This window comes from Leifsonia sp. McL0618, from assembly GCF_049994905.1.
In the GTDB taxonomy this organism is placed as follows: Bacteria; Actinomycetota; Actinomycetes; order Actinomycetales; family Microbacteriaceae; genus Diaminobutyricibacter.
The window spans coordinates 3,973,089-3,999,878 of sequence record NZ_CP188258.1 but is presented as its reverse complement, the minus strand read 5'-3'; the positions used below and the strand labels follow the sequence as shown (position 1 = coordinate 3,999,878).

Sequence of the window (26,790 nt, the reverse complement as noted above, 5' to 3'; positions counted from 1 at the left end):
TCAGCCTTTCGCGGTGACGTGCTCGGAGAGCGCCGGGATGACCGTCTCGCCGTACACGCGGAGGGTCTCCTCTTTGTTGTCGTGCTGCAGGTAGCCGGCGAATTGGTCGACGCCGAGTTCGGCGAGCTGTTTCAGTTTCGCGATGTGGTCATCCGCCGTTCCGAGCACGCAGAACCGGTCGACGATCTCGTCGGGCACGAATGCAGTGTGGGTGTTGCCGGCCCGGCCGTGTTCGTTGTAGTCGTAGCCTTCGCGTCCTGCGATGTAGTCGGTCAGTGCTTTCGGCACCGCCCCGCCGGTTCCGTATTTGGCGACGATGTCGGCGACATGGTTGCCGACCATCCCGCCGAACCAGCGGCACTGCTCGCGCATGTGCTCCCAGTCGTCGCCGATGTACATCGGGGCCGCGACGCAGAACCTGATGGACATCGGGTCGCGCCCGGCGCGTTCGGCCGCCTGCCGAACGGTGCCGATCATCCATTCGGCGATGTCGACGTCGGCGAGCTGCAGGATGAAGCCGTCGCCGACCTCGCCGGTCAGCTTCAGGGCGAGGGGCCCGTATGCTGCGACCCAGACCTCCAGTTCGGATCCTTTGCTCCACGGGAACTGCAGCGTCGACCCCTTGTAGTCGACGGGCCGGCTGTTGCCGAGTTCCCGGATGACGTGGATCGCCTCACGCAGTTCGGCCAGCGTCGTCGGGGCTCCGTTGATCACGCGCACCGCCGAATCGCCGCGCCCGATGCCGACGATCGTGCGGTTGCCGTACATCTCGTTCAGGGTCGCGAACACGGATGCGGTCACGGTCCAGTCCCGGGTCGCCGGGTTGGTCACCATGGGTCCGACCATGATGCGCCTGGTTTCGGCGAGGATCTGGCTGTAGATCACATACGGTTCCTGCCAGAGCAGGTGCGAATCGAAGGTCCACACGTGACTGAACCCGTACTGCTCGGCGAGTCTGGCCAGGTGGATGGTGCGTGAGGCGGGCGGATTGGTCTGGAGAACTGCGCCGAAGTCCATCGTGCGCTCCTAGACCAGGTATTGCGACAGGCCGCGCTTGAGGAATCGCCCGTCGCCTTTCGTTCCGAGGTACTGGTTGTCGTCGACGACGACCTTGCCGCGGCTCAGCACCGTGTCGACGTGTCCGTCGATCTCGAACCCTTCCCACGCCGAATAGTCCATGTTCATGTGGTGGGTCCTGCCTGCGCCGATGCCGATGCTCGTGTGGCCGTCGGGGTCGTAGAGCACGATGTCGGCGTCGGCCCCGGGCTGGATGACGCCCTTCTGGCCGTAGAGCCCGAACATGCGGGCCGGGGTCGTGCTCGTGAGCTCCACCCAGCGTTCGAGTGTCAGCTCACCGGTGACCACGCCCTGGTACATCAGGTCCATGCGGTGTTCGAGCGATCCGATGCCGTTCGGGATCTTGCGGAAGTCGCCGCGGCCGAGTTCCTTCTGGTCTTTCATGCAGAAGGGGCAGTGGTCGGTCGACACCATCTGCAGGTCGTTGGTGCGCAACGCCTGCCACATCGAGTCCTGGTGTCCTTCGGCCCGGGAGCGAAGCGGCGTCGAGCAGACCCATTTCGCGCCCTCGAAGTGGCCCCACTCCGGACTCGAGGCACCGAGCTGGTCTTCGAGCGACAGGTACAGGTACTGCGGACACGTCTCGCCGTAGACGTTCTGGCCTTTGTCACGGGCCCAGGCGAGCTGTTCGACCGCCTGCTTCGCGCTGACGTGCACGATGTAGAGCGGGGCGCCGGTGAGGTTGGCGAGCATGATCGCGCGGTGGGTCGCTTCCTCCTCCATCTGCCAGGCACGCGCGATGCCGTGGTAGTAGGGGTCGGTCTTGCCCTGCTCGACGAGCTGGGCGGCGAGCACGTCGATGGCCGGGCCGTTCTCTGCGTGCATCATGGTGAGCATCCCGGTGTCGCGGGACACCTGCATGGCCTTCAGGATCTGCGCGTCATCCGAGTAGAAGACGCCGGGGTAGGCCATGAACAACTTGAAACTGGTGATGCCCTCATCGGGCAGGGCCCGGAGGGCTGCGAGCGAGTCCTCGGTCACGTCGCCGACGATCTGGTGGAACCCGTAGTCGATCGCGCAGTTGCCGGCCGCCTTGTCGTGCCACCTGGCGAGGCCGTCCTGGATGCGGGTGCCGTACGTCTGCACCGCGAAGTCGATGACCGACGTGGTGCCTCCCCACGCGGCGGCCCTGGTGCCGGACTCGAAGGTGTCGCTCGCCTCCGTGCCCCCGAACGGCAGTTCGAAGTGGGTGTGGGCGTCGATGCCGCCCGGGATGACGTACCGGCCTGTTGCGTCGATCACCCGGTCGACGGATGCCGCGAGATCCGTTCCGAGCAGCACGGAACCCGGCTGCAGCACGGCGGCGATGGTCTCGCCGTCGATGAGCACGTCGGCGAGGCCGCGGCCGGTGGCCGAGACCACGGTGCCGCCGGTGATGAGGGTGGTGGTCATGGAGCGCTCCTGTCAGGGCTTCGGGATGGACGTGTAGGAGTCGGGGCGACGGTCCCGGTAGAACTGCCAGGCGTTGCGCACCTCGCGCACCATGTCGAGGTCGAGGTCGCGGATGACGACCTCCTCGTGTTCGCCGCTGCCGTATCCGCCGATCACGTTTCCCTGCGGGTCGACGAACTGGCTCATGCCGTAGAACGTGACGGCGAGGTCGCCGTACTCGTTGTCCTCCCTGCCCACACGGTTCGGGGCGGCGACGAAGTAGCCGTTGGCGGCGGCGGCAGCAGGCTGCTCGAGTTCCCAGAGCCGGTTCGACAGGCCGGGCTTCGTCGCGTTCGGGTTGAAGACGATCTCGGCGCCGTTCAGCCCCAACTCGCGCCAGCCTTCGGGGAAGTGCCGGTCGTAGCAGATGTAGACGCCGATGGGGCCGACGGCGGTCCTGAACACCGGGTAGCCGAGGTTGCCCGGGCGAAAGTAAAACTTCTCCCAGAACTTGTCGAGGTTCGGCAGGTGATGTTTGCGGTACTTGCCGAGGATCGTCCCGTCGGCGTCGACCACGACGGCGGTGTTGTAGTACACCCCCGGCATGTCCTCTTCGTAGATGGGAAGGATCATGACGAGGTTCAGCTCGTGTGCGAGCGCCGCGAACCGCTGGACGATCGGTCCGTCGGCCGGTTCTGCGTAGTCGTAATACTTCGCATCCTCTGTGATGCCGAAGTACGGCCCGTAGAACAGTTCCTGGAAGCAGATCACCTGTGCGCCGTCCGCCGCGGCATCCCGTGCGAACTTCTCATGCTTGGCGAGCATGGACTCTTTGTCGCCCGTCCACGTCGTCTGGGTGATTGCTGCTCGAACGATTGCCATGTGCTGCCTCCGGGAGGGTAAGAACACTTCGCTGATGTCCTCTATGACTACTGCCACAGCCCGTCGAGCGCAATGCGCAGATGTGCAGGACCTGCCCCGCCCCGCGATCGGACGACTTTTGCCGCCTTCGTGCCTCCAATGCGAACGAAGTTGTCCGAACGTCAGGGTGGGCGAGGTACCCTGACGCAATGGATCGCGGGCAGCTCGCAGGGGATCTCCAGACCGCGCTCGACCGCGCGCTCGGCGGCGAGCGACTCACGGTCGACGAGGCCGAGACCCTGGTGCGCGCGACCGGTGCGGATCTCGAACGCCTGCTCGACGCATCCGCCCGCCTTCGTGACGAGGGGCTGGCCCGCGCGGGCCGCCCCGGCGTGATCACCTTTTCGAAGAAGGTGTTCCTGCCGATCACGACACTGTGCCGCGATCGCTGCCATTACTGCATCTTCGTCGACACCCCGGGGAAGCTCGCGCTCAAGGGCAAGCCACCATACATGTCGCCCGGGCAGATTCTCGATGTCGCCCGGCTCGGCGCCTCGATGGGCTGCAAAGAAGCGTTGTTCACGCTCGGCGACCGGCCGGAGGACCGCTGGCCTGTCGCGCGGGCCTGGCTCGATGAGCACGGCTACGAGTCGACGCTGCACTACGTGCGGGAGATGGCGCAGCTCGTTCTCGACGAGACCGGGCTGCTGCCGCACCTGAACCCGGGCGTGATGACCGCCGAGGAGCTGGCCTGGCTTCGCCCGGTGGCCCCGTCGATGGGGATGATGCTCGAGACGACCTCGCACCGGCTCTGGGCGGAGAAGGGCGAGGTGCATTTCGGATCGCCTGACAAGGACCCGGCGGTGCGGCTCCAGGTGCTCGAAGACGCCGGGCGGGCGCGCGTGCCGCTGACCACGGGCCTTCTGGTCGGGATCGGCGAGACTGTACGCGAACGCGCGGAATCGCTGGTGGCCCTTCGCGACATCCAGGACCGCTTCGGTCACCTCCAGGAAGTGATCGTGCAGAACTTCCGCTCGAAGCCGGCGACCGCCATGCAGAACGACGACGATCTCGGCGTGCGCGAGTACGCGGCGACCGTGGCGGCCGCGCGTCTCGTCATGGGGGCGGATGCTCGCATCCAGGTGCCACCGAACCTCTCGGATGCGAGCGAGCTCGGCCTCCTCCTGCGTGCCGGGGCCGACGACTGGGGAGGCGTCAGCCCCCTGACCGCCGACCACGTGAACCCGGAACGTCCGTGGCCGCAGATCGTCGAGCTGGCCGAGCTCACCCGGCGTGAGGGCTTCCGGCTGACCGAGCGGCTGACCGTGCATCCGCCCTACATCCGGGATGCCGGCCAGTGGATCGACGCCGCGGTGCGTCCGCACGTCGATGCCCTCGCCGATCCGTCGAGCCTGCTCGCCGACGAGGGTGCCCGCGCGATGCCGGGGCCTGCGCGCGATGAGTGGTCGGCGCGGACGCGGTCGGTCGCCATCCACACTTCGCCGGTGCGGTCGGCGCTCTCCCGCGCTGCGTCCACTCCCGCTGGGCTCACCGATCGCGAGTACGCGGAGTTGATGTCGGCCGAAGGCGACGACCTCGACACCCTCGCCGGGCTCGCCAACGACCTCCGCCGCTACACGGTCGGCGAGGCGATCAGCTTCGTCGTCAACCGCAACGTGACGTCGACCCACCTCACCAACTCTCCGGCTCGAACCGCTCTCACTTTCGAAACCCTGGCCGAACTCGTCGACGACGCGTGGGCGCTCGGCGCGACCGAGCTCTGCGTTCAGGGCCTGATCCCGGATGCGCTGCCCGCCGACTCGTACCTCGAACTTGCTCGCGTTGTGAAAGCCACCCGCCCTGACCTGCATCTGCATGCGTTCCGGCCGGCCGACATCGCCGACGGCGCCGTCCGGCTCGGCCTCGACGACAGCGACTACCTCGTGGCCCTCCGCGAAGCGGGTGTCGACACCGTGCCGGGCACGGGCGTCAAGATCCTCGACGATGCCGTGCGCCTCCGCGTCGCGCCCGGCGACCTGCCCGTCGACCGCTGGATCTCCATCGTCACGGCCGCCCACCGGGCAGGCTTCCGATCGACGTCGGTCATGGTCTACGGCAACGGCGAGTCTGCCGCCGACCGGGTCGGGCACCTGCGCCGGCTGATCGAGCTCCAGAGTTCGACGGGCGGCTTCACAGAGTTCGTACCCATGCCGGCGGCCGGCCGGCAGTCCGGTGCGGCCGGGCGGGAGTCAGACGAGCACCGCCGGGTCCACGCGGTTGCGCGCCTCATGCTGCACGGGCACATCGACCACATCCAGGCGCCGTGGACGCGCCTCGGGTTCGCCGAGGCCGCGCTGATGCTGCAGAGCGGAGCCGACGACCTGGGCGGCACCCTCCTCGATGGTCGCGTGCTGCCCGAAGCCGGGGTCGAGTACGGCCACGAGCTGCTTCCGGCCGACGTCGACAGGATCGCCCGCTCGCTCTCCCGGCCCGTGCGCCAGCGCACGACGACCTACGGCGACCCGACGGATGAGCGCAAGCGGGTGGCGCGCGCATGACCGAAGTCGATGTCGCGATCGTCGGCGCGGGTTTCGCGGGGCTCGGCCTCGGCATCCGTCTGAAGCGGAGTGGCGCGAGCTCGTTCCTGATCTTCGAGCGTGCGAACGATGTCGGCGGCACGTGGCGTGACAACACCTACCCCGGGGTCGCCTGCGACGTGCCCTCGCACCTGTACTCCTGGTCGTTCCGGCCGAACCCGCGTTGGTCGTCGTTCTTCTCGGGGGGCGCGGAGATCCACGACTACCTCGTCACGGGTGCGAACGAGGAGGGGCTCGGCGATCACCTGCGGCTCGGCACGGATGTCGACGCCATGACCTGGGACGGGTCGCGTTCGCGCTGGGCGCTCCACACCAGCCGCGGCGAGTTCACGGCCAGGACACTCGTTCTCGCCTGCGGCAGGCTGACGGAACCGCGCATCCCCGACGTTCCAGGGCTCGACACCTTCCGGGGGCCGTTGTTCCATTCGGCCCGCTGGGATCATGACGCAGACCTGCGCGGCAAGCGCGTCGCGGTGGTCGGGTCGGGTGCCTCGGCCATCCAGATCGTGCCGCACGTCGCAGAGATCGCCCGCGAGCTGGTGGTGCTGCAGCGGAGCGCGCCGTACGTCATCCCGCGCGAAGAGCATCACTACACCGAAGCCGAGCAGGCGGTGTTCGAACGCGACCCCGAAGAGCTGGAGCGTCTCCGGTCGACGCTGTTCTGGACCGCCGAGGAAGCGTATGCGCAGCGAGCGGGCGTGCCGGCAGCCGTCGAAGCCGCGCGGCGAAGAGCGCTCGACCACCTCGCGGCGCAGGTGCCCGACCCGGAGCTGCGCGCGAAACTCACCCCGCACTACGAGATCGGCTGCAAGCGGGTGCTCATCTCGAACGAGTACTACCCGGCTCTGACGCGCCCCACGGTTGCGGTCGAACCGTCGGCGCTCGCCGCGGTGAACGGCAACACTCTCATCACCGCCAACGGCGCGCGGCACGAAGTCGACGCCGTGATCTTCGCGACAGGCTTCCACGCGGCCCAGCAGCCGTATGCCCGGATCGTCCGGGGTGTCGACGGAGAGGTGCTGGCGCGGCACTGGGCCGGCGGCATGACCGCATACGCGTCGACGGTGGTCAGCGGCTTCCCGAACCTGTTCGTCGTCAACGGCCCCAACGCGGGGCTCGGCCACAACTCGGCCATCTACATGATCGAGACGCAGCTCGACTACGTTCTCGGCGCACTCGATCACCTCGAGGCCGACCCCGACCTGGTGCTCGACGTCAGTCGTGAGGCCGAAGATGAGTACACGGCGCTGATCGACGAGCTGAGTGCATCGACGGTATGGATGACCGGCGGATGCGAAAGCTGGTACCGCGACGGACGTACCGGCAGGCTCACCCTGCTCTGGCCGGGCTACGCACACGCGTTCCGTGAACGCAACGGCACGTTTTCACTGAACCCCTTCTCGCTGAGTCCGTATACGCCGCGTCCGTACACGCCGAGTCCCGTCTCGCCGACCCCATCGATCACCAACTGAGGAGAACCACCGTGCCCATTCCCCTGCGCCTCGGCTACAAGGCCTCCGCCGAACAGTTCGGCCCGGGCGATCTGCTGAGCTATGGAGTGCTGGCCGAGAAGGCAGGTTTCGACTCGGTGTTCGTCTCCGACCATTTCCAGCCGTTCGTGCACGACGGTGGGCATGCGCCGGCCGCGATCCCGTGGCTCGGCGCCCTCGGGGCGAGCACGGAGCGCATCCTGATCGGCACCTCCGTGCTGACGCCGTCGTTCCGTTACCACCCGGCCGTCGTCGCCCAGGCTTTCGCGACGCTCGGCTCGCTGTTTCCGGGTCGCGTCATCCTCGGGGTCGGAACCGGCGAGGCGCTCAACGAGGTCGTCCTCGGCATCGAATGGCCCGAGGTCAAGGAACGCTTCGCCCGGCTCAAAGAAGCGGTCACGCTGATCGAGAAGCTGTGGACCGAAGATGGCGTCACCTTTGCTGGCGAGTTCTACCGCACGGAGAACGCGACCATCTACGACAAGCCCGACGCCGCCGTGCCGATCTACATCGGAGCATCCGGGCCCGCGGCGACCCGCCTCGCCGGCCGGATCGCCGCCGGCTACATCACGACGTCGGGCAAGGAGCGAACGCTCTACACCGAGACCCTCCTGCCCGCGCTCGTGGAAGGCATCGAGAAGGCCGGCCGCACACAGGACGACGTCGACACGCTCATCGAGATGAAGGTCTCGTTCGACCGCGACCCCGAACGTGCGCTGCAGGACACCCGCCACTGGGCCCCCCTCGCGCTCACACCCGAGGAGAAGATGGGCGTCGACGACCCCCGCGAGATGCAGCGACTGGCCGACGCCCTGCCGATCGAGCGGGTGGCCTCGCGCTGGATCGTCGGTGTCGACCCCGACGAGCACGTCGAACGCATCGGGGAGTACATCGATCTCGGCTTCCGGCATCTCGTGTTCCACGGTCCCGGAACCGACCAGGAACGGTTCATCGAGCTGTACGGTGCGGAGATCCTGCCGCGCCTGCGCGAGCGGTACGGCTCGGCGCTCGCCCGATGACGGGGATCACCGTACTGGCCGGCGGCGTCGGCGGCGCCCGCTTCACGCGGGGGCTGCTCGCACACCTCGCCGCGGAGTACCCGGCGGAGGGCGGCGACGGCCGGACCGTGCCGGGCGCTACGGTGCCGGTGACTTCGGTGCAGGGGTCTTCGGTGCCGGTCACCGTGATCGTCAACACCGGCGACGACATGTGGCTGACCGGCCTGCGCATCTGCCCCGACCTCGACACGGTGATGTACACGCTCGGCGGCGGAATCGCCGAAGATCAGGGATGGGGCCGAGCAGACGAGACGCGCCGCACGTCTGGCGAGATCGCGGCCTACGGGGCCGGCTGGGACTGGTTCACCCTCGGCGACCTCGACCTTGGCACCCACATCGTGCGCAGCGACCTGCTGCGCTCCGGCCGGACGCTGAGCGAGGCGACGCAGATCCTCGCGCGCCGGTGGCGACCCGGAGCCCGACTGCTCCCGATGAGCGACGACCCCGTCGAGACGCACGTTCGGCTCGCAGCCGATGTCGACGAGCACCGGGCCGGCGACCTCATCCACTTCGAGGAGTGGTGGGTGCGCTACCGTGCCGCAGCCCCGGCGAGCGCGTTCGTGCAGGTCGGACTGGAGCAGGCGAAGGCCGCTCCCGGCGTGCTGGAGGCGATCCGCGAGGCCGACATCGTCATCATCCCGCCATCGAACCCCGTCGTCTCCATCGGAACGATCCTCGCCATCCCGGGCGTGCACGAAGCGCTGCGCGATACCCGCGCACCGGTGGTCGGGGTGTCGCCGATCATCGGCGGCAGCGTCGTGCGCGGCATGGCCGACCGGTGCCTCGACATCGTCGGGGTGGACTCGACGGCCCTCGGCGTCGGCCTCTTCTACGGCTCGCGGGCCGACGGTGGCATCCTCGACGCCTGGCTCGTCGACGAGACGGATGCCGGACTCGTCGAAGACCTGGAAGCCGCGGGCATCCGCGCGTCAGCCCATCCGCTCTGGATGCACGACGTGCCGGCGACCGCGACGATCGCCGCCCACGCGCTCGCCGCCGCCCACGCACGTCATGCCGCCCAGACGGGCGCACTCGACCGACCGACCGCCAACGATTTCGGAGGAATCCTATGAACGACCGCCCCGTCCGCATCGGTGTGCAGCTCGCACCCCAGCACGCGACGTATGCGCAGCTCCGCGACACCGTCGCCGCCATCGAAGACCTCGGTGCCGACATCGCCTTCAACTGGGACCACTTCTACCCGTTGTCAGGCGATCCGGATGGCTTGCATTTCGAATGCTGGACGATGCTGGCCGCCTGGGCCGAGCAGACCAGCCGCATCCAGCTCGGTGCCCTCGTCACCTGCAACTCGTACCGCAACCCCGACCTGCTGGCCGACATGGCCCGGACGGTCGACCACATCAGCGCGCGCGGCGGCGACGCCGGGCGGCTCATCCTCGGAATCGGCGCCGGCTGGAAGGAGCTGGACTATGTGGAATACGGCTACCCGTTCGGTACGCCCGGCACGCGCCTCGACGCGCTCGCCGAAGCCCTTCCGCGCATCGAGTCGCGCTGGGCCGCGCTGAACCCGGCCCCGACGCGCTCGATCCCGGTGCTCATCGGCGGCGGAGGCGAGAGGAAGACGCTGAGGATCGTCGCCCGGCACGCCGACATCTGGCACAGCTTCTCGGATGTCGAGACCCTCGAGCGCAAGCTCGGCGTGCTCCAGGGGTGGTGCGACAGCGTCGGCCGTGACATGTCCGAGATCGAGATCTCGACCGGCGACGGCACCCTCGGTTCGCTCGAGCCCATCGAGGCGCAGCACGCGCTCGGCGCACGCCTTTTCACGCTGGGGATCAGTGGGCTCGACCGCGACCTCCGCCAGGCGCGGGAGCTGGTGGCGTGGAGGGATCGGATGAACGCGGCGTGACCCGCCGCGCCAGCACGGCGCGCGAGGCCTCGCCGAGACCGAGCGCTCGCGCCAGCTCGAGGTCGTCGGCATCGTCGATGTCGAGCCGCAGCGACGACTCGGCCGGCACGTCCAGCGGCGAGTAGCCTGCGGTCGCATGGGCGGCAGACGACCCGATCCCGAAATGCGTCGGGGCGTCGGCGCCCGGCGCGAACGAGACCATCGTGGTTCCGGAACCCTCCCGGTCGGGAACGAACGTACGTCGCCCGTGCACGGGTTCTGAACGACTGCCCGCGCTGCAACCTGTGCGCTCGTTCAGAACCTGTGCGCTCGTGGCCGCCGCCTCGGCGAGTGCGAAAGCCTGCGCAAGGTCGGCCGGACGCAGGGCGGCGAGGTCGCCGGTGATGGCTGCCGCGAAGGTGTCGGGAGCGGCGGCCCGTGCGTGCGCGAGGCCGGCGGCGACCGCCGTGTTGATGCCGCCCCCCGGATCGGCGATCACGTGGGTCTCCGCGTCGGCGCGGCCGGGATCCTGACCGAGCACGGCCCCGAGGGTCCCGGCAAGCCCCGGCTGGTTCGAGACCACGATCACGCTCGACACGGCGGCCACGCGGGCCACGGCGCTGACGGTGTCGACAAGGAATGCAAGCGCGATGGCGGCCCTCTCGTCGTCGCCCAGCGAGCCGGAAAGGCGACTCTTCGCATCCGCCGCGCCTTTGAACGGCACGACCACCGTCCAGCGGATCACTCGGATGCCCGCCCCGCCTCGAAACCGCGCGCGTAGCCTTCGGCGAGCGCCTCATCCGTGCCCAGACGGAACATGTCGGTCGGGCCGGTACGCACCAGCGTTCGCGCACCGGGAGCGTCGAGCCCTGTGACGTAGCGACCGAGCCCCCGCACTACGGCGACCGGAAGTCCGTTCGCCTTGCCCTTGACGAGATCGGTCAGCGCGGCGATCTCGTCGGCGACGACGGGCTGGGTCACGCCGAGAGGCCGGCCATGCGCATCCGTCGACCCCCGCAGGTCGTCGGTGACGAGCACGCCTGCTGCACCGATCGCGACATCGGTCTGGCCGAGGCGCCACGCGCGTCCGAGGGTGTCGGACACGATCACTCCGAGGTCGACACCGAACCGCTCCCGCAGGGCCGCGCAGAGTGCGGCGGCCGAGGCATCCGGATCCAGCGGCAGCAGCAGCACCGTGCCTTCGGGCGTATTGCTGGCGTCGACCCCGGCTGCGGCGCCCACGATGCCGAGGCGGTTCTCGACGATGCGGGTGACGTGGTCGCCGGTGACACGGGTCGCCACGACGCGCACCGTCTCATCCATGATCGCCTGCTCACGGTCATCCGCCCGCACGAAACGGCCCTCGGCCTTCGAGACGATCTTGCTGGTCACGACAACGATGTCGCCGGCCCGCGGCCGGTCGTCGGGTGCGGATGCGGCGAGTGCGTCGCCGATGAGCCCGGTCAGGTCGTCGCCGGGGGCGACCTCCGGGATGCCCGCCACCGCCCACGCCGAAAGTCGCGCCGTCATCATGGCCCAACTGTAGAACGTCGCGGCGGGTTCACCTCAACGGAGCAGTCGCTCGCTTCTGGGGTGTTGCGTAAGGCCGGTTACCGGAAGGCGACGTTGTCGGACCCGCATCCGAGATCAGACGGAAGGGAAGCGCCTTGCGCCCACTTCGGCGGAGCGGGCACGACGTTCCTGCAGATCCCGGTGCCCAGGAACACGTGTGCGTATGCGTCGTAGAAGCAGGGCGACCACCGGACAAGGTGTCAGAGACGTCTGAAACCGCAGTAGACCGTAATGTATGCTCAGGCCCTTCAGGGCAGATCGACGGGGAAGGGTGGGCTGGTGGCGGGGAACCAGGGTCATCTCAGGCAGCTGGTCCATGCGGCGATCTGCGTTGTGGCGCTGGGAGCGCTCGCCGGATGTGCGACGATCGCAGCCGCCCAACCACATGCCGAACGGACATCGACGCCCACGCCGACCGCGCTTGCGGTGACCGTGCCGATGCCCGATCTCGGGCCGTCGCCGGCTCCGGCGCCACAGACCGCCGCGGAGACCGAGCAACGTCGCCTTTCGAACGCCGACCAGGCGTGGAAGCAGCTGTCGCAGCAGTATCCCTCTGCAGTTCGACCGGCCGTGACCTTCGGCGGGTACATTACCGATTCCACCGAAGTCGCCGTCATGTCACAGTGCTACACCGAGCAGGGCGTGCCGATCGCGAACGCCTACCCTCCCGGTGCGAAGAAAGGCGACCCGCCCTCCAGTGTCGGTGCGGATGCCAGCGACCAGAAGGAGGCGGTCGGCGCGTGGGTCTGCAGCGTCGAGCATCCGTACCAGCCCAGCCCGCCTCCCACACCCCAGCAGCTCGGGTATCTGTACGACTACCTCACGGAGTTCCTGGTGCCCTGTTACGAGGCCAACGGCATTTCAGAAGTGCCTGCACCGTCCCGTGCGGAGTTCATCGCGAAGTGGCCGAACCAGAACTGGTTCCCCAGCGACGGGGCTGGAATGGATGGCGCCAAAGCGGCGGCGATCAGCAAGGCGTGCCCGCCGGCGAAATGAGGTCGTTCGCGATTGCCGACGCTCTACTCTTTGTTGCGCATCCAGTGCTCGCGCATGAACATGCGGCCGAACCAGGCACTGAGGCCGTTGCCCTGGAACTCGCTCGGGTCGGCGTCGAGCACTTCGGTGCCCTGCGGTTTCGGCAGGGCGGCTGTGTCGGCATCCGTGAGGTTGGTGTGCACGGCGGCAGTCGTGATGGTCCCGACGACGTTGGCGCTCACAAAGCGGAGACCGGCATGCGTCTTGACCGCGATGCCGTCGAACAGGTCGATCGAGCTGTCCTGAAGCACGTGCTCGACTGTTCCGATCTCTGTGCCGTCCGCGGCCAGGACAGGAACGCCCTTGTCGAGCGCGGTGTAGGCGATGGGTGTCTCATTGGTCATGAGGGTCACTGTAACCTTCGTCCCGTTCGAGTCGGAGGAACGGGCCGTATTCACAAGAAATTGATACAGGGAGGTGCCTGATGAAGGCGATCGTGGTGAGAGATCAAGCCGAGGGAACGGCCGGGATGACGCTGGAGGACCGTCCGCAACCCCGACCCGCGATCAACGACGTCCTGGTTGAGGTGCGGGCGTCCGGGTACGTTCCTACCGAGGTGGAGTGGTCGTCGACCTGGAGCGATCGCGCCGGCCGCGACCGGGCGCCGTCGATCCTCGGGCATGAGCTGGCCGGAGTGGTCACGGCTCTCGGCTATGGCACAACGGGGCTGTCCGCGGGACAGCGGGTGTTCGGCATCTCGGATTGGCATCGTGACGGGACCCTTGCGGAGTATGTGGCGGTTGAGGCGCGTAACCTCGCACCACTCCCGGGCGATGTCGACTTCACGGTGGGCGCGAGCCTGCCCATCTCGGGCCTCACCGCATGGCAAGGGCTGTTCCAGCACGGCCACCTGCAGGCTGGGCAGGCCGTCCTCGCGCACGGTGCGGCCGGCGCTGTGGGCACGATGGTGACGCAGCTCGCACGAGAGGCCGGCGCCTGGGTCATCGGCACCGGGCGCGCCGCCGATCGCGAGAAAGTGCTCGACTTCGGTGCGCACGAGTTCGTCGATCTCGACGATGACGCCCTCGAAGACGTCGGCGAAGTCGACCTGGTCTTCGATGTCATCGGGGGTGCCATCCAGGAGCGGTCCGCGCGCCTGATCCGGGCCGGAGGAACGCTGGTCACCATCACCGGGCTTGAAGAGGTACGACCCAGGGAGGGTCTGGCGGTCGACTTCGTCGTCGAGTCCGTTCCGGCGCAGCTGGTCGAGATCGTCCAGCGGGTGCGTGATGGTCGGCTTCGCACGAACATCGGCACCGTCGCGAGTCTTGACGATGCCATCGCCGCGCTCAACCCGACCGAGCGGCGCAAGGGGAAGACGATCATCACGGTGTGAGGTCACAGCGCGAAGTGGATTCCTGGGTCAACACTGTCGATTGGCCGGTCGCCCGATCGTTTAAGGGTGAGAGGACCTGGAGTCGGTCCTGAAAAGGAGATCATCATGAGCAGCATCGGCGTCTTTCAGAGCATCACCCTCGACGGCGTGATGCAGGGCCCCGGCAGGACCGACGAGGACACCCGCGACGGCTTCGTCCACGGCGGCTGGGGCAACGGCTACCAGGACGACGTGTCCATGGGATTCGCCGCGGAAGGCATGTCGCAACAGGGGGCGTTGCTTTTCGGGCGCCGAACCTACGAAGACCTGCTCGGGTATTGGACGAGCCTGGACGCGCCGAACCCTTTCGCCGATGTCCTGGTGCGCTCCCCCAAGTATGTTGTCTCCCGCTCAGCTCGAACCGAGTTGGCGTATCCCAATTCGGAACTGCTGGCCGGCGACGCCATCCAGACGGTGGGCGCGTTGCGCGAACGCTTGGATGTTCCGCCGTTGACGATCATGGGAAGCGGTGAGCTCATCCGCACACTGCACCGGGCGGGTCTCATCGATAGCTACAGTCTGCTGATCTTTCCCATCGTTCTCGGCTCAGGCACACGCCTGTTCGGTGACGCCGACCGCACCGACCTCACTCTGGACCGCACGATTCCGACCACGACGGGCGTTGTCATCGCGCAGTACACGGTGCGGCATTAGCACCGGGCCGATCCTCCGGTTGAATTCGGCCCTCGCTGCACGGATACCGGGGGCTACGCTTCCAGCATGAATCGTGTGCGCGTCCGCGCGTGGGTGGGTACGATCGTGTTCCTCGTGCTCGCACCCGGGATCGTGGCAGGGCTGATCCCGTGGCTGATCACCGGATGGCACATTCCGTGGCCGAGCGGCTGGATCTGGCCGATCGCGATCGTGGCGGCCGTCCTCATCCTGAGCGGTGTCGTGGTGCTGCTCGACGCGTTCATCCGTTTCGCCCGCGCCGACGGCACGCCTGCGCCACCGGTTCCGACCGCCCACCTGGTCGTCGTCGGGCCGTACCGGTTTGTGCGGAACCCGATGTATGTCGCGGTGCTGGCGATCATCCTCGGGCAGGCGCTGCTGTTCGCGAGCTGGGCGACGGTGCTCTACGCGGGCATTGCCCTGCTTGCTGTACTTCTGTTCGTGCGGTTCTACGAGGAGCCGACGCTGGAACGGGCTTATGGCGACGAATACCGGGAGTACCGGCGCACTGTGCGGGGATGGATACCGCGGTTGCGGCCGTGGAACGGAACCGAGTAGAGCGTCGTCCAACTCGTCGCTCAGGACCGATATCACGAAGAACGCATCCGGGCAAGCCCCTCGGCCGGTTGCTCCGCTGAATGCACAATCTAAGTGCTCTTGTCAGCAGTCAAGTGCTCAGTCGAACCAAAGGAGACAATCTATGCTCGCTCTCATCATCGTTCTGCTCATCATCTGGGCTGTCCTCGCACTTCTCGGATTCGCCATCAAAGGTCTGATCTGGCTCGCCATCCTCGGCCTCGTGTTCTTCGTCATCACCCTCATCGTCGGGTTCCTGCGCCGCAAACGCAGCGTGTGAGCCCGGTGAACGCGATGAAGTCATTGTGGGCGAGCGTGCAGGGGGACCCGGTCTTCATGCGTCGCGTCAACGGGTGGTTGGCCGTCTTCTGGGTGGCGATGATTCCGGTCTCGATCGCCACCCACTGGGTGAACAGCGTGGTGTACGTGTCGGCGCTCTCGCTGTGGGCTCTCGTGTCAGGTCACTGGTCGGCATGGCAGGCGGCACGTGTGGAGGTCAAGCAGGAGGAGGATGCGGCGAAGCTGGCTGACGAAGATGTTGCAGCCGACGTCGTGGATGCATTGATCGAGCGCACCGGAATCGAGCCCGCGTCGCCCGCCTCCCCATGATCGCGGACCAGGTCGAGGACGTCGCGAACGCGTTCGTTCGCAGCCGTGTCCTGCGTGTCCTCGCGCGCACGGGGTTCGTCACCAGCGGCCTCGTGCAGATCCTTCTCGGCTACACCGTGATCCGGGTTGCCCTCCGCGAGGTGGCCGAGTCGGATCAGACAGGCGCTCTGGCGTACATTTCAAAGCTTCCCGGTGGGGTCGCGATCCTCTGGGTGTCGGTGATCGGGATGGGCGCCCTTGCGGTGTGGTTGAGCATCCAGGCCGGGCTGAACGTCCGCTTCTCGAGGCGCGGGGTCCAATTGAGGAACCTGAGCACGTTCGGCAAAGCGCTCGTGTATGTGGTGCTGGCGTGGTCCGCGTTCGTGTTCGCCATCGGCCATCCGTACAGGTCGACCGTCTCTACCGAGGTCACCAGCGCCGAAGTCATGTCCATTCCCGGTGGGATGTTCGTGCTCATCCTGGGCGGACTGGGCGCAGGCTCAATCGGCGTATACCTCGTCCTCAAGGGCATCCGGCGTCGCTTCCACAAAGATCTCGTCGTCCCGCCGGGACGACGACGGTACGCGATCGATGTGCTTGGAGTTGGCGGATACGTCTCCAAGGGCATCGCTATCCTGCTCGTCGGAGTCGTCTTCAGCATCGCTGCACTCGAGAACGACCCGGGCCACGCCACTGGGCTGGACGCCGCCTTCCGGGTGCTCGCCGGCCTCCCGTTCGGGCAGGCGGTGCTTGCAGTGATCGGAGTCGGCCTCATCATGGGCGGTCTCTACGGCTTTCTCCGGGCGTGGTGCGCGCGATTCTAGAAGGCTCTCATCACTTCGGATGAATTCGGCACGCGCTGACAGTGACTGGCGGCCGCCGTCCCCTACCGTGACGGTATGACGGTGTTGACGCGGCTGAGCCGCACCTGGCTGGCTCCGGCCGCGGCTGTTTGCTATTTCGTTCTGTGGGTTGTGGGCGAGTGGGCTCGATCGGGGCTGGGCGGCCCCACAACGGTGTTCGCGCTGTTGGCGCTCGCGATCGCACTCTCAACCTGGATGCCGTTGCTTTCGCTGGCGCTGATCGTCGCAGTGCCGGCGTTGCAGGCCGCCGGACTTGCCGTCGCGCCGAGCAACACGACCTGGGCGGCGTACCTGGCCGCAGCCATCGTCGCGTTCTTCGTCGGTTTCCGGGGAAGCAAGGCCGCCCGATTCCTCGCCCTCCCCGCCGGTGCCGCTGCCGCAGTCCTGATGGCGCTGGCGCTGATCGCACCCCTTTCGCCGAACCCGCTCGACCAAGGATCGGGAGCGTCCCTGCGTAGTGTGGCCGTCCTTGTCGCGCTGGCCGCGTTCGGCATCATTGCGGCGGCGTGGGGCGTCGGCATGGCGCTCCGAGAGTTCCTCAGTCGCCGCGAGGTGTCCGTCGAACTCCACGAGTCAGAGATCCGTTACGAACGGGCCGACCTCGAGCTGCGGCTCGCTCAGGATCGCGCGCGAATCGCCCGCGATGTCCACGACGCTCTCGCCCATTCCCTGGCGATCATCGTCTCGCAGGCGCAGGGCGCGGTCGCCCTCGCAGATGTTCGCCCAGGCGCGCTGACCGAGTCGGTAGAGGCGATCGCCGACGTAGGGCGTGAGGCGCTGCTGGAAGTACGGGGCCTGGTGGAGCGCATCCAGAACGATGACGAGGCGGTCGTGCCTCGCGAGACGATCGCCGACCTGGCCGCCCTCGTGAGCCACATGCGCACCGTCGGCATGGATGCAGTACTGGAGATCCAGGGGTCGGGGCAGCTCACGCCATCCCATGAGCTCGCCGTCTTCCGGATCGTGCAGGAGAGCCTGACGAACGCGCTGAAGTATGGCGGCCGGGGGGTTGCGGTGCGGGTGGAGCTGGTCTGGCAGGAGAACGACGTCCGCGTGACGGTCTCTTCGGTCAGTCGGACGCTTGCCAACCCGTCCGCGGTCGCGATGGGCGCCGGGGTCGGAATCCATGGCATGAAGGAGCGGGCCAGACTTGCAGGCGGATGGCTGACGACCGCCCAGTCGGCGGAGAACGAATTCGTCGTATCCGCGTCGATTCCCGCCCAGGTACGAACGCCGGTGACCTCGGGAGCGGGGCAGGAGGCATGAGCATCCATAAGATCCGCGTGGCCATCGTCGACGACCAGCCGCTGTTCGCCGCCGGCATGCAGATGCTCATCGAAGCCCAGACCGACCTCGAGTCGGTCGGAACCGCGACCAACGGCCACGAGGCGCTCGCACTGGTCGATCGTGTCCAGCCCGACATCGTGCTGATGGATTTGCGGATGCCCGTGCTCAACGGCATCGAAGCGACGAGGCTCATCCTCGCCGGGCGCGGCTCAGCTGAGACCCCACGGGTGATCGTGCTGACCACGATTCAGAAGGATGAGGCCGTCTACAGTGCGCTTCGGGCGGGGGCTTCTGCGTTCCTCACCAAAGACGCCACCCCCGCAGACGTGCTCACCACCATCCGCGCCACCCACAGTGGGCAGCCGACAGTGACGGACGGTGCGGCGGTCGGGCTGGTCCGCGAGTTCGGTTCGCTCAAGGCGGCCCGGTCGCCCGACGTGCTTCATGAGCGGTTGAGCCCTCGAGAGCACGAGGTCATGCTGGCTGTCGCCAACGGGCTCACCAATTCTGAGATCGCGGCTGCAGCGCATCTCAGTGAGGCCACGGTCAAGTCGCACGTGCGTGCCGTGCTCAGCAAACTCGACCTCCGAAGCCGAGTGCACATCGTCATCTACGCGTACGAGAGCGGACTCATCGCCGCCCGCTCAGAAGCAGTAAAGGGAGCCCAATGAAGAAGCGCGAACGCGGAGCCAAGATCATCACGGCCGGTGTGACCGTAATCGTGGTCGCCGGGGTCGCACTCGCGGGCCTTCCGGCCTGGGCGACCGGGCCGACGCCGGATCTGCCGCAGAAGGATGTGGATGCGTGGGTGATGCCCCTCGACCGGTATATCTCGGTCAGCGCCGTGGTATCGGAGTATGTCGAGAATCGCCAGACGATTCCGTGCATGGCCAGGGCGGGTTACACCTGGGATGTTCCCAAACGCGACATCGAAGCAGCGAGCAACAGGCTCGGTGACGTGACCGTTGACCGGCCCCTGACCGCCGAGGTCGCCCAGGAGCGCGGCTACCACAAGGCACCCACCTTCGACCCGGGCCGGTTGGCGACCCAGGAGTTGAACGCGAGGGCGATCAGCGACGCCGAGGACAAGGCCCTCATTGATTGCACCCAGGACGTCCGAAAGGCGATTCCACTCCTTTCCGGGTTGCAGAATGCGGCAAGCCAGGATGCCGTGGCACTCAGCAACGCCGCCTACACGTCCGCGCAGAACGACGCGGCGGTTGTTGCGGCTGCCCGAATTTGGCAGGAGTGCATGGGCTCATCTCAGCACCTGCAGCTTGCAGATTCTCCCGCGCTGATGCCTTCATGGTCGGTCGCGGATCATTTCGGGGCGACACTCGAGGGCTCGACCGTCAGTCAGGACGAGCGGGACCTTGCATTGAAGGATGTCGCCTGCCAGTCATCATCCGGCTATCGCAATGCGCTCTACGAAGCCGAATGGAAACGACAGGCATCCGTGCCGAAACACGACGCCGATCTCTTCAAACAGGTTGGCGACGCGAACGAGAAGTACCGGGCGACCGAGCTGGCCGCTCTCGCGAAAGTCCAGCTCGCGGGCGGCTGAGGGCACGCCCTCCGCACACCCGTGAGTGCTTCCTTGGGCCATCACTGAAGGCAGAACTCGTTTCCCTCCGGGTCCCTCATCATGATGGCGAACTCCTCGAACGGCCCCCACGGCTCGGTGAGCATCTTCTCCTCGGATGCACCGAGCGCGACGAGGCGATCGCGTTCCGCCTCCACCTCTTCGCGGGATGCGCGGCGGTCCTCGAAGGGGGTGATGTCAATGTGCATGCGATTCCGCTGACGCCGCTCGTGGCTGTACCGGGTGAAGTAGAAGCGCTGGTGGCTCGGATCCTGGTCCCACGCCTCCGCCCGCGCGGCGATGTCCTCGTCGCTCAACCCCGCCTCTCGCAGTGCGGCGACCTCTTCAGGCGGCCAGCCGGTCGGCTCGGGATAGCCCATGACGGCACTCCAGAATCGTGCGAGCTCGGTGGGATTCTCGGCATGGAAAGTGACATTTGCGATGCGCGCGGTCATAGGAAGAGCGTAGAACCCGCACGGGTCCTTCCTCCGTTCACCCGCGCGGCGTAGCCTCCCGGCCGCGAAGATCAGCGCAATCAAGCCCGTGAGGACCGACGCTCAGGCTGCTTTGGGCTGGCTGACTGCGTCGTAGTCGACGGTCAGTGGCGTTTGCTTGAAACCCTTGATGATCAACCAGATGCCCAGGGACAGTTCGAACACGGCGACGGGCAGTGCGGCGAGAACAGCGATCGGGGACACCGGGGAGTACGCGCCGAAGTAGACCGCGACATCGGAGGCAAGCAGCAGCGGTGCGCCGATGAATGCGACGATCGGGAAGATGCGGGGAACGATGGCGGACCGGTACAGCAAGTAGCCCAGGAGCAGGTCGCATGCGACGGGCATCAAGCTTTGGGAGAGCAGGAACGTCCAGGTGTAGTTTGCAAGAAGCCCGTGACCCATCGTCGTCAGCGCCGCTGGACTCGTCCCGGCAGTGCCGGCAAGGTCGTTTCGCAGTGTCATGATCGTGAGCAGGCTGACGACGCTGACGAAAATGAGGGAGGTCTCCAAGAGCCGGGCGGCCACCAACCCCAGGGCGGCGGTTTGGCTGATCCGTTTGGTCAGCGGGTACAGCACGACGGCGGTGCTGATGCCGGCCAAGCCGACAATGATTTCGGACAGAACCCCCCACTGCAATGCGGCTGTGCTTCCAGCGACCCCCAGGATGAAGGTGCGGACGTTGTCCTTGATGGGCGCGTACAGCGCCAGCGTGGGGATGGAGGCGAACGTGACCACGTAGAGTATGCCGACGGTCAGGGAGATCCGCCTTGTTGGGCGTATTCGGCGCCGCGTATCGGGAACTCTCACCGGAGGGGTGATGTCGGTGTTGGCGGCCATGGTGTGCTCCTTAGCCGACGGTTTGGAACTTCCCCGCCGGTCTTGGCAACGATATCCTGTTGTAGACGACATGGCAATGCAAACATGTCCGAAATGACAGGAGACGTGTCGCTATGGCCGAGTGGGGTTTTCTGACTAATCACTTACATGCGCTTTACTGCGTCGCGCGCCACCCCGGAATCCGGATCCGGGAGATCGCCGAAAGCGTGGGCGTTCAGGAACGGGCGGCCCACCGCATAGTGGCGGATCTGGTCGAGAGCGGATACCTGACTCGCAGTCGGGTAGGCAGTCGCAACTTCTACGAACTGCATCCGAACCAGCCAATCCGCCGGGAGGGGCTGGACGAAGTCGCCGTCGGTGAGATTCTCGACGTGCTCCTCAGGCGGACGTCAGAAGCAACCCCCACAACAGTCGGTCCGTCCGAGCTCAACCATCCGTAGGGGTTGTAACTCGTCAGCGAGCCGGAAAAGCAGTAGCCGCCAGGGCCGGGCGTCGTCACAGACTCACGATTTGCTGACACAAGCGGCGACTACCATGGCCGACATCCCGCGTCGTGAAAGGAATTCCATGCCCGCTCTAACCGACACGTTCACACTCTCCAACGGTGTCACCATTCCCCAGATCGGTTTCGGAACCTGGCAGATTCCGGATGGCTCCAAAACGTATGACTCGGTGCGCACGGCGATCGACGCAGGCTATCGACACATCGACACTGCGCGCGCTTACGGCAATGAGGCCAGCGTGGGACGCGCGGTCCGCGACAGCGGGGTGGCGCGGGAGGAGATCTTCATCACCACCAAATGCCCGGCCGAAATCAAGGACGCGGCCGGTGCCCGGCACGCGTTCGAGCGCTCCACCGCCGCGCTGGACCTCGGACCAGTCGACCTCTACTTGATCCACGCGCCGTGGCCGTGGAACTCCATCGGCAGCGACCACCGCGCCGGCAACATCGAGGTCTGGAAGGTCTTCGAAGAGCTCTACGGGGCGGGAAGCGCAAGCGCGATCGGGGTCAGCAACTTCAACGTCGCCGATCTCGATTCGCTCGCGGCCCCAACCAGCATCCTTCCGCAGGTGAACCAGATCCGCTGGTTCGTGGGTCACACGCAGCCCGAGACCACCGCGTACTGCCACGACCGGGGCATCCTGGTCGAGGGCTATTCACCTCTCGCGACGGGTCGACTATTGAAGAGTCGCGAGATCGCTGCGATCGCCGTCAAGTACGGCAAGTCGGTGGCCCAGGTGAGCATCCGGTACCTGCTTCAGAAGGACATCCTGCCGTTGCCCAAGTCCACCACCCCGAGCCGGATCAGGGAGAACGCCGACGTGGACTTCGAGCTGGCCCCGCAAGATGTGGCTGCATTTGACGCGCTCGACGCAGGGGGAATCTGACCTCGAGGTGCCCGCCGTCGTGACGGCGGACATCGACGTCGACGGCATCCATCGCCTGCTCTGGGTGCTCAACCCGAACAAGCTGGAGCGCGTTCCCGCCTGAATGTCACAATCCGACGACCTGTCCGGTCATAGCTAGTGAGGACAGGAGGTCGGACGATGCAACGAATCGAGCGCGCGTTCGTGAGCGGAGCGACGCGCGGGAGGCGAGCCTGATGCCCGTCCAGCGACGGGAACGAGCGTCTTTCACCGAGCGGGTGGCCAGGTCCGTATCCCGCTCGGTCGCGGCACGACGACTCGCAGTGCTTCGTAACGAGCTCTCCGGGCGGCGTGCGCCGTTACGCTGGTCGAACCTGTTCGGCGTAGTCGCACTCGCCTGCCTCGCAGTGCTCTTCGTCACGGGACTGCTGCTGATGTTCTGGTACGCACCGTCGAGTCGACGCGTCGACTACGGGGGCTCGTACGCGCCGTTAGTGGGAACCGATGTCTCGGCAGCCTTCTCGTCCATCCTGCGGATCTCGTTCAACATTCCCGGCGGGCTGCTGGTGCGTCAGGCGCATCACTGGGCGGCGCTGCTGCTGCCGGCGGCGATTATCCTGCAGCTGGCAGTGACCTTCTTCACCGGTGCATTCCGGCGACGCCGCGGATCCTGGCTGCTGCTGTTCGGACTACTCGTCGTCGCTCTCGCTGGCGGCTGGAGCGGGTACGCGCTGCCCGACGACATGCTTTCCGGCACCGGCCTGCGCATCGTCGAGGGCATCGTGCTCGGCATACCCGTTGTCGGCACCTGGCTGTCGTGGCTGCTCTTCGGCGGTGAGTTCCCTGGGCGGATCATCGAGAACCTGTACCCCATCCACATCGGGGTCGTCCCCGTGCTGCTCGTCGGGCTGCTCGCGTTGCAGAGCCGTGCCGTGTTCGGTCGGAAGCCGGCGAGTTATGCCGGCGAGGTCGGCATCCCGGTGTACCCGAACCTGGCTGTCCGAGCCGGCGGACTGTTCGCCATCGTCTCTGGGATCATCCTTCTCGTCGCGGCGACTGTGACGGTGAGTCCGGTGTGGCTGTACGGTCCATCGTCGCCCGGCGAAGCCTCCGCCGGCAGCCAGCCGGACTGGTACACCGGCTTCCTCGACGGCGCGCTGCGGTTGGTGCCGCCGGGTTGGGAGGTCGAGTGGCTCGGCCGAACGTGGACTCTGGCGATCCTTGTCCCTCTCGGCGTCGTGGGCGCCTTCCTGTTCGCTATCGCGCTGTACCCATACTTCGAGCGATGGGTTCGCGGCGAGCGAGACGACGACGTACTGCTTGACCGGCCCCGCAACGAGCCCACCCGCACGGGAATCGGCGCGGCCGGGATCGTCTTCTACGGCACGCTGTGGGGCGCGGGCAGTGCGGATCTGATTGCGACGCACCTCCACCTTGGGCTGGAATCCGTGGTGCACTCCTTCCAGGCACTCGTGGTGCTCGGCCCCCTCGCGGCCTTCGCCCTCACTCGCCGAATCTGCCTGGCTCTGCAGAAGAAGGACCGGTCGCTGCTGTTGCACGGGTACGAGACCGGCCGCGTCGTGCGGCTTCCCGGAGGCGAGTACGTCGAAGTCCACCGGCCCGTTCCAGAGGAGGAGCGAAGACGGCTCACCGGCCCGCGTGCGCTCCCGTTGGTGGTGGCGCACCCAGACGACGCGGGTAGGCTCCGCGTACTCGACCGGCTTCGGGCGCGGCTCTCACACGCATACTTCGAAGACAGGCTTGGCCCTCTCAGCGTCGACGACGACAAAGCGGACAATGGCCTCGCGCCAGCAGGCGCCGAGGTGGCCGGTGAGGATCGATCGGATGCGACGGGCACCCGACGAGCGGGGGCGGCGTGATCGCGAGCGGCGCCATGTCGCCGTCGACTGTCCGAGCCCGTAGATGCGGTCGGGGGACTCGATGCGGCGTGCGCTCAGGGCAGGGCGGAGCTTAGCGCCGTCAGCACCAGAACGGCTATGGACTCTTGGGCGCTCAGGCTCGGGTGCACCCCGTCGTCGAGGAACGGCTCCGCCACTGGCTCTGCATCGAATGTGTCGATGACAGGTCCGCCCAGCTTGGAAAGCTCATCGGCGAGCGCGCGAGCATCTGCGTTGGTCCAGGTGATGCCGGCGAACTGGAACCAACGGAACTGCGCGATCAGTTCCTCATCCACTGGAGTCGGCGTCAGCCACACCCACTTCGCTCCATCGGCCTGCGCCAGGTCGCGGAGCGCCCGAAGGTTGCGGACCGTCTCGGCTGTACTCACCAGCCGCGTGCCGGCGGCGCCGCCGAACCGCTGAGCATCGTTCCCGCCGAGCATGCAGAACACCCAGTCGCCGGATGCGCGACGCAGCGCGGGCAGGCCGGCGAGCGCCTGCGTCGTGGTCGAGCCCGCGACGGCGAGGTTCTCGAATTTCAGTTCGAGTTCTGGTCGCTCGACAATGAAGAGCGCAGCGATGAGTTCGAACCAGGAGAGTCGATCGGCCGTGGTGCTCTCGCCGGTCGCGACGATGGTCTGGCCCCGCTCGAACGGTGAATGCTGCAAGGCCTCCCGCACGTCAGCGCGTGAGGCGAGCCGGCGAACCGACTCAGCCCGCTGTGCGTCGATCTGCGCAACTGCGTCGCGGTACGTGTCGGTATCGGTGCTGAACAGCGCGGCCAGGGTTTCGTCGCTCAGCGCCCGGGCGTAGCCGAGGGAGCGTTCAGGATGCTGGAATCGGGCGAGCTTCTCGAGCAAGGGGTCGACCATCGTGTTCTCCCTAATTAGTTACAGACCACAATCATTACACGGTGTAATCATTAGGTCAAGCGAGGGCGCAGCGTCGGGGACGCCGAAATTGTGCACCTGGCGTGCGGGGCAGGATCTTCTTGGTGTCGATGGCGTTGACTCTGCGTAGCGCGGAGGCTTAGCCTCCCCCCATGGGCTCGCGACAGGAACTTCCCGTCAGCGCTGTCCTGGTGCACGGTCTTTGGGCTGTTCCCGAGGACTGGATGTGGGTTCGGGGCCTTCTCGAAGAGCGTGGTGTGACTGTTGTCGCTCCGGACCTCCCGTCGCACCGTTCGACTGACGACGGCCTCCTCGCTGATGTCATCGCTGTCCGGGATGCGATCGTCGCGAGTCCGCGCCCGACTGTGGTCGTGGGATGGTCGTACGGTTGCGATGTGGCCGGAGTAGCGGCGGACGGGCTTGAGGGCGTGCTCCGGCTCGTTTACGTCTCGTCTGTCCCGCAGCCACTCCACCCCGAGGCCCGTGATGACAGCTGGCTCGACAGCATCCCAAACTTGGTCTGGGATGCGCAGGGTCGTTTCGTCCTCGATGATGGATGGCAGGAGGACAATGGTCGTCCGAGATTCGCTGCCGCGATTCAGCGGCACTTAGACGAGCACCCCCGTCGGCCCGTGCCGAGAACCACAATGTCAGACCCTGTCGAGGCGGAAGCCTGGAGGTCGATACCCACGGTGGCGCTCATCGGAGAGACCGATGAGATGACCAGCACCGAGATGCGTTCGTGGGCGCGGGAGGCGATCGGGGAGGTCCGCGACATCGCAACCGACCACTTCATCCTGTTCAATCGGCCGGAGGTCGTCGTCGATGCGGTCATGGGGGTACCTGTGGCGAACGGCGAGTAGTCCTGACCTGCTCACCCAGCACGGCCCCATGCTCAACGACGACGAACGGCAGCGGGTGGAGGCCAGCGCCAAGAATCTGCTGTAGCGCGTTGAACGGCTGTAACGGTCGATCGATGGATACTTGCAGCATGAGTGCTGTCCGTTGCGTGGGGGCAAGATGAGCGCGGGTCTGGATCGCCAGGAGGCGCCAACCGAGGACAGAGCAAGCGATCGCGCGTGGATTCCTGCCGGACGCGCCTTTGCGGGGCGGAGATGGTTCGTGCCCGGTGTTTTTCTCGTTGCGGGTCTAGTACTTGGGATGGCCGCGGCCCTCGGTGTGGGCGCGCTCGTTCAAAGCGGGAGCACGCGGCGCTCACTGTCAGGTGCCGCTGCCGAGATTCCTAGCCTCGCGCAACCTCAGCATCGCGAGGACGCTCTGCCCACCAATGTTCCTGGTCTTGACACCGCACTGATCGCGGATGGTTCGTCTCGCTTGGTTGGCCAGACCGGCACGGCTTCGTATTACCTCACGCGATCCACGGCCGGCGAGGCATGTCTGCTGATTTTGCCTGCCGATCCGTCCCACCCCTGGGTCCAGGGGTGTT

At 66.7% G+C, this 26,790-nt stretch carries 28 protein-coding genes; 19 read left to right on the top strand and 9 right to left on the bottom strand.

The annotated features are described in order from the left end of the window. From ACPPVQ_RS19195 to ACPPVQ_RS19185, 3 genes are read right to left on the bottom strand one after another with little or no spacing between them, the layout of a single operon-like run. A complete protein-coding gene (locus tag ACPPVQ_RS19195) occupies positions 1–1,017 on the bottom strand; it encodes a TIGR03842 family LLM class F420-dependent oxidoreductase (protein ID WP_426516911.1) in 1,017 nt (338 codons plus the stop codon). Between the two features lie 9 nt (positions 1,018–1,026). Further along, positions 1,027–2,469 carry a dihydropyrimidinase gene (hydA, locus tag ACPPVQ_RS19190; RefSeq protein WP_426516909.1) on the bottom strand — a complete coding sequence of 481 codons (1,443 nt, stop codon included), beginning with the start codon at positions 2,467–2,469 and terminating at the stop codon, positions 1,027–1,029. A gap of 12 nt (positions 2,470–2,481) precedes the next feature. Continuing rightward, entirely contained in the window at positions 2,482–3,330 is an 849-nt protein-coding gene (locus tag ACPPVQ_RS19185; protein ID WP_426516907.1) for a nitrilase-related carbon-nitrogen hydrolase, read from the bottom strand. 188 nt (positions 3,331–3,518) lie between these two features. Between ACPPVQ_RS19185 and cofG the strand changes: the two genes are divergently transcribed. The 5 genes from cofG to ACPPVQ_RS19160 are packed head-to-tail and all read left to right on the top strand — an operon-like array spanning position 3,519 to position 10,324. Continuing rightward, complete coding sequence (gene cofG, locus ACPPVQ_RS19180) at positions 3,519–5,867, top strand: 7,8-didemethyl-8-hydroxy-5-deazariboflavin synthase CofG (RefSeq protein WP_426516905.1); 2,349 nt, start codon at positions 3,519–3,521, stop codon at positions 5,865–5,867. Further along, on the top strand, positions 5,864–7,378 hold the full coding sequence (locus ACPPVQ_RS19175; RefSeq protein ID WP_426516903.1) for a flavin-containing monooxygenase: 1,515 nt from the start codon (positions 5,864–5,866) through the stop codon (positions 7,376–7,378). Before cofG ends, ACPPVQ_RS19175 begins: the two co-directional genes overlap by 4 nt. An 11-nt stretch (positions 7,379–7,389) precedes the next feature. Next, on the top strand, positions 7,390–8,415 hold the full coding sequence (gene fgd, locus ACPPVQ_RS19170) for a glucose-6-phosphate dehydrogenase (coenzyme-F420) (protein WP_426516901.1): 1,026 nt from the start codon (positions 7,390–7,392) through the stop codon (positions 8,413–8,415). After that, a complete protein-coding gene (cofD, locus tag ACPPVQ_RS19165) occupies positions 8,412–9,527 on the top strand; it encodes a 2-phospho-L-lactate transferase (protein ID WP_426516899.1) in 1,116 nt (371 codons plus the stop codon). The genes fgd and cofD overlap by 4 nt, the downstream gene beginning before the upstream one ends. Continuing rightward, complete coding sequence (locus ACPPVQ_RS19160) at positions 9,524–10,324, top strand: LLM class F420-dependent oxidoreductase (RefSeq protein ID WP_426516897.1); 801 nt, start codon at positions 9,524–9,526, stop codon at positions 10,322–10,324. Before cofD ends, ACPPVQ_RS19160 begins: the two co-directional genes overlap by 4 nt. Here ACPPVQ_RS19160 and ACPPVQ_RS19155 read toward each other — a convergent pair. Further along, the gene (locus ACPPVQ_RS19155; protein WP_426516895.1) at positions 10,251–11,048 is read right to left on the bottom strand and encodes a hypothetical protein; all 798 of its coding nucleotides are present in this window, start codon (positions 11,046–11,048) and stop codon (positions 10,251–10,253) included. The genes ACPPVQ_RS19160 and ACPPVQ_RS19155 overlap by 74 nt on opposite strands. Beyond that, positions 11,045–11,833 carry a coenzyme F420-0:L-glutamate ligase gene (gene cofE / locus ACPPVQ_RS19150; RefSeq protein ID WP_426521329.1) on the bottom strand — a complete coding sequence of 263 codons (789 nt, stop codon included), beginning with the start codon at positions 11,831–11,833 and terminating at the stop codon, positions 11,045–11,047. Before cofE ends, ACPPVQ_RS19155 begins: the two co-directional genes overlap by 4 nt. Before the next feature lie 321 nt (positions 11,834–12,154). On the opposite strand from cofE, the gene ACPPVQ_RS19145 reads away from it, so the two are divergent. Beyond that, positions 12,155–12,871 (top strand): hypothetical protein, encoded by a 717-nt coding sequence (locus ACPPVQ_RS19145; RefSeq protein ID WP_426516893.1) that lies wholly within the window; start codon positions 12,155–12,157, stop codon positions 12,869–12,871. Between the two features lie 23 nt (positions 12,872–12,894). On the opposite strand, the gene ACPPVQ_RS19140 is transcribed toward ACPPVQ_RS19145, so the two are convergent. Next, positions 12,895–13,254, bottom strand: a complete 360-nt coding sequence (locus tag ACPPVQ_RS19140; RefSeq protein WP_426516891.1) for a hypothetical protein — start codon at positions 13,252–13,254, stop codon at positions 12,895–12,897. A gap of 95 nt (positions 13,255–13,349) precedes the next feature. On the opposite strand from ACPPVQ_RS19140, the gene ACPPVQ_RS19135 reads away from it, so the two are divergent. The 9 genes from ACPPVQ_RS19135 to ACPPVQ_RS19095 all read left to right on the top strand — a co-directional run bounded on the left by ACPPVQ_RS19135 (position 13,350) and on the right by ACPPVQ_RS19095 (position 19,835). Then, positions 13,350–14,246 (top strand): NADP-dependent oxidoreductase, encoded by an 897-nt coding sequence (locus ACPPVQ_RS19135; protein WP_426516889.1) that lies wholly within the window; start codon positions 13,350–13,352, stop codon positions 14,244–14,246. 105 nt (positions 14,247–14,351) lie between these two features. Further along, on the top strand, positions 14,352–14,939 hold the full coding sequence (locus ACPPVQ_RS19130; protein ID WP_426516887.1) for a dihydrofolate reductase family protein: 588 nt from the start codon (positions 14,352–14,354) through the stop codon (positions 14,937–14,939). Between the two features lie 66 nt (positions 14,940–15,005). Next, positions 15,006–15,515 (top strand): methyltransferase family protein, encoded by a 510-nt coding sequence (locus ACPPVQ_RS19125; protein WP_426516885.1) that lies wholly within the window; start codon positions 15,006–15,008, stop codon positions 15,513–15,515. Positions 15,516–15,657: 142 nt separating this feature from the next. Beyond that, positions 15,658–15,813: a hypothetical protein gene (locus tag ACPPVQ_RS19120; RefSeq protein ID WP_426516883.1), complete on the top strand. Its 156-nt coding sequence runs from the start codon at positions 15,658–15,660 to the stop codon at positions 15,811–15,813. Positions 15,814–15,827: 14 nt separating this feature from the next. Then, a complete protein-coding gene (locus ACPPVQ_RS19115; protein WP_426516881.1) occupies positions 15,828–16,142 on the top strand; it encodes a hypothetical protein in 315 nt (104 codons plus the stop codon). Next, positions 16,139–16,945 carry a DUF1206 domain-containing protein gene (locus ACPPVQ_RS19110; protein ID WP_426516879.1) on the top strand — a complete coding sequence of 269 codons (807 nt, stop codon included), beginning with the start codon at positions 16,139–16,141 and terminating at the stop codon, positions 16,943–16,945. The genes ACPPVQ_RS19115 and ACPPVQ_RS19110 overlap by 4 nt, the downstream gene beginning before the upstream one ends. A 75-nt stretch (positions 16,946–17,020) precedes the next feature. Continuing rightward, positions 17,021–18,250 carry a sensor histidine kinase gene (locus tag ACPPVQ_RS19105; protein ID WP_426516877.1) on the top strand — a complete coding sequence of 410 codons (1,230 nt, stop codon included), beginning with the start codon at positions 17,021–17,023 and terminating at the stop codon, positions 18,248–18,250. Next, on the top strand, positions 18,247–18,942 hold the full coding sequence (locus tag ACPPVQ_RS19100; protein ID WP_426516875.1) for a response regulator: 696 nt from the start codon (positions 18,247–18,249) through the stop codon (positions 18,940–18,942). Before ACPPVQ_RS19105 ends, ACPPVQ_RS19100 begins: the two co-directional genes overlap by 4 nt. After that, positions 18,939–19,835, top strand: a complete 897-nt coding sequence (locus ACPPVQ_RS19095; protein ID WP_426516873.1) for a hypothetical protein — start codon at positions 18,939–18,941, stop codon at positions 19,833–19,835. Before ACPPVQ_RS19100 ends, ACPPVQ_RS19095 begins: the two co-directional genes overlap by 4 nt. A gap of 41 nt (positions 19,836–19,876) precedes the next feature. On the opposite strand, the gene ACPPVQ_RS19090 is transcribed toward ACPPVQ_RS19095, so the two are convergent. Both ACPPVQ_RS19090 and ACPPVQ_RS19085 read right to left on the bottom strand, forming a co-directional pair. After that, the gene (locus tag ACPPVQ_RS19090; protein WP_426516871.1) at positions 19,877–20,308 is read right to left on the bottom strand and encodes a VOC family protein; all 432 of its coding nucleotides are present in this window, start codon (positions 20,306–20,308) and stop codon (positions 19,877–19,879) included. A gap of 102 nt (positions 20,309–20,410) precedes the next feature. Then, positions 20,411–21,187 carry a DUF4386 domain-containing protein gene (locus ACPPVQ_RS19085; RefSeq protein WP_426516869.1) on the bottom strand — a complete coding sequence of 259 codons (777 nt, stop codon included), beginning with the start codon at positions 21,185–21,187 and terminating at the stop codon, positions 20,411–20,413. 113 nt (positions 21,188–21,300) lie between these two features. Here ACPPVQ_RS19085 and ACPPVQ_RS19080 point away from each other — a divergent pair, with 113 nt between their 5' ends. From ACPPVQ_RS19080 to qcrB, 3 genes are all read left to right on the top strand, one after another. Beyond that, positions 21,301–21,627 carry a helix-turn-helix transcriptional regulator gene (locus ACPPVQ_RS19080; protein WP_426516867.1) on the top strand — a complete coding sequence of 109 codons (327 nt, stop codon included), beginning with the start codon at positions 21,301–21,303 and terminating at the stop codon, positions 21,625–21,627. A 127-nt stretch (positions 21,628–21,754) separates the two neighbouring features. Beyond that, positions 21,755–22,576, top strand: a complete 822-nt coding sequence (locus tag ACPPVQ_RS19075) for an aldo/keto reductase (protein ID WP_426516865.1) — start codon at positions 21,755–21,757, stop codon at positions 22,574–22,576. A gap of 215 nt (positions 22,577–22,791) precedes the next feature. Next, positions 22,792–24,435 (top strand): cytochrome bc1 complex cytochrome b subunit, encoded by a 1,644-nt coding sequence (gene qcrB, locus ACPPVQ_RS19070; RefSeq protein ID WP_426516863.1) that lies wholly within the window; start codon positions 22,792–22,794, stop codon positions 24,433–24,435. Positions 24,436–24,509: 74 nt separating this feature from the next. On the opposite strand, the gene ACPPVQ_RS19065 is transcribed toward qcrB, so the two are convergent. Beyond that, entirely contained in the window at positions 24,510–25,325 is an 816-nt protein-coding gene (locus ACPPVQ_RS19065) for an SGNH/GDSL hydrolase family protein (protein WP_426516861.1), read from the bottom strand. 170 nt (positions 25,326–25,495) lie between these two features. On the opposite strand from ACPPVQ_RS19065, the gene ACPPVQ_RS19060 reads away from it, so the two are divergent. Beyond that, entirely contained in the window at positions 25,496–26,206 is a 711-nt protein-coding gene (locus ACPPVQ_RS19060; protein WP_426516859.1) for an alpha/beta fold hydrolase, read from the top strand. The last annotated feature ends 584 nt before the right edge of the window (positions 26,207–26,790 follow it).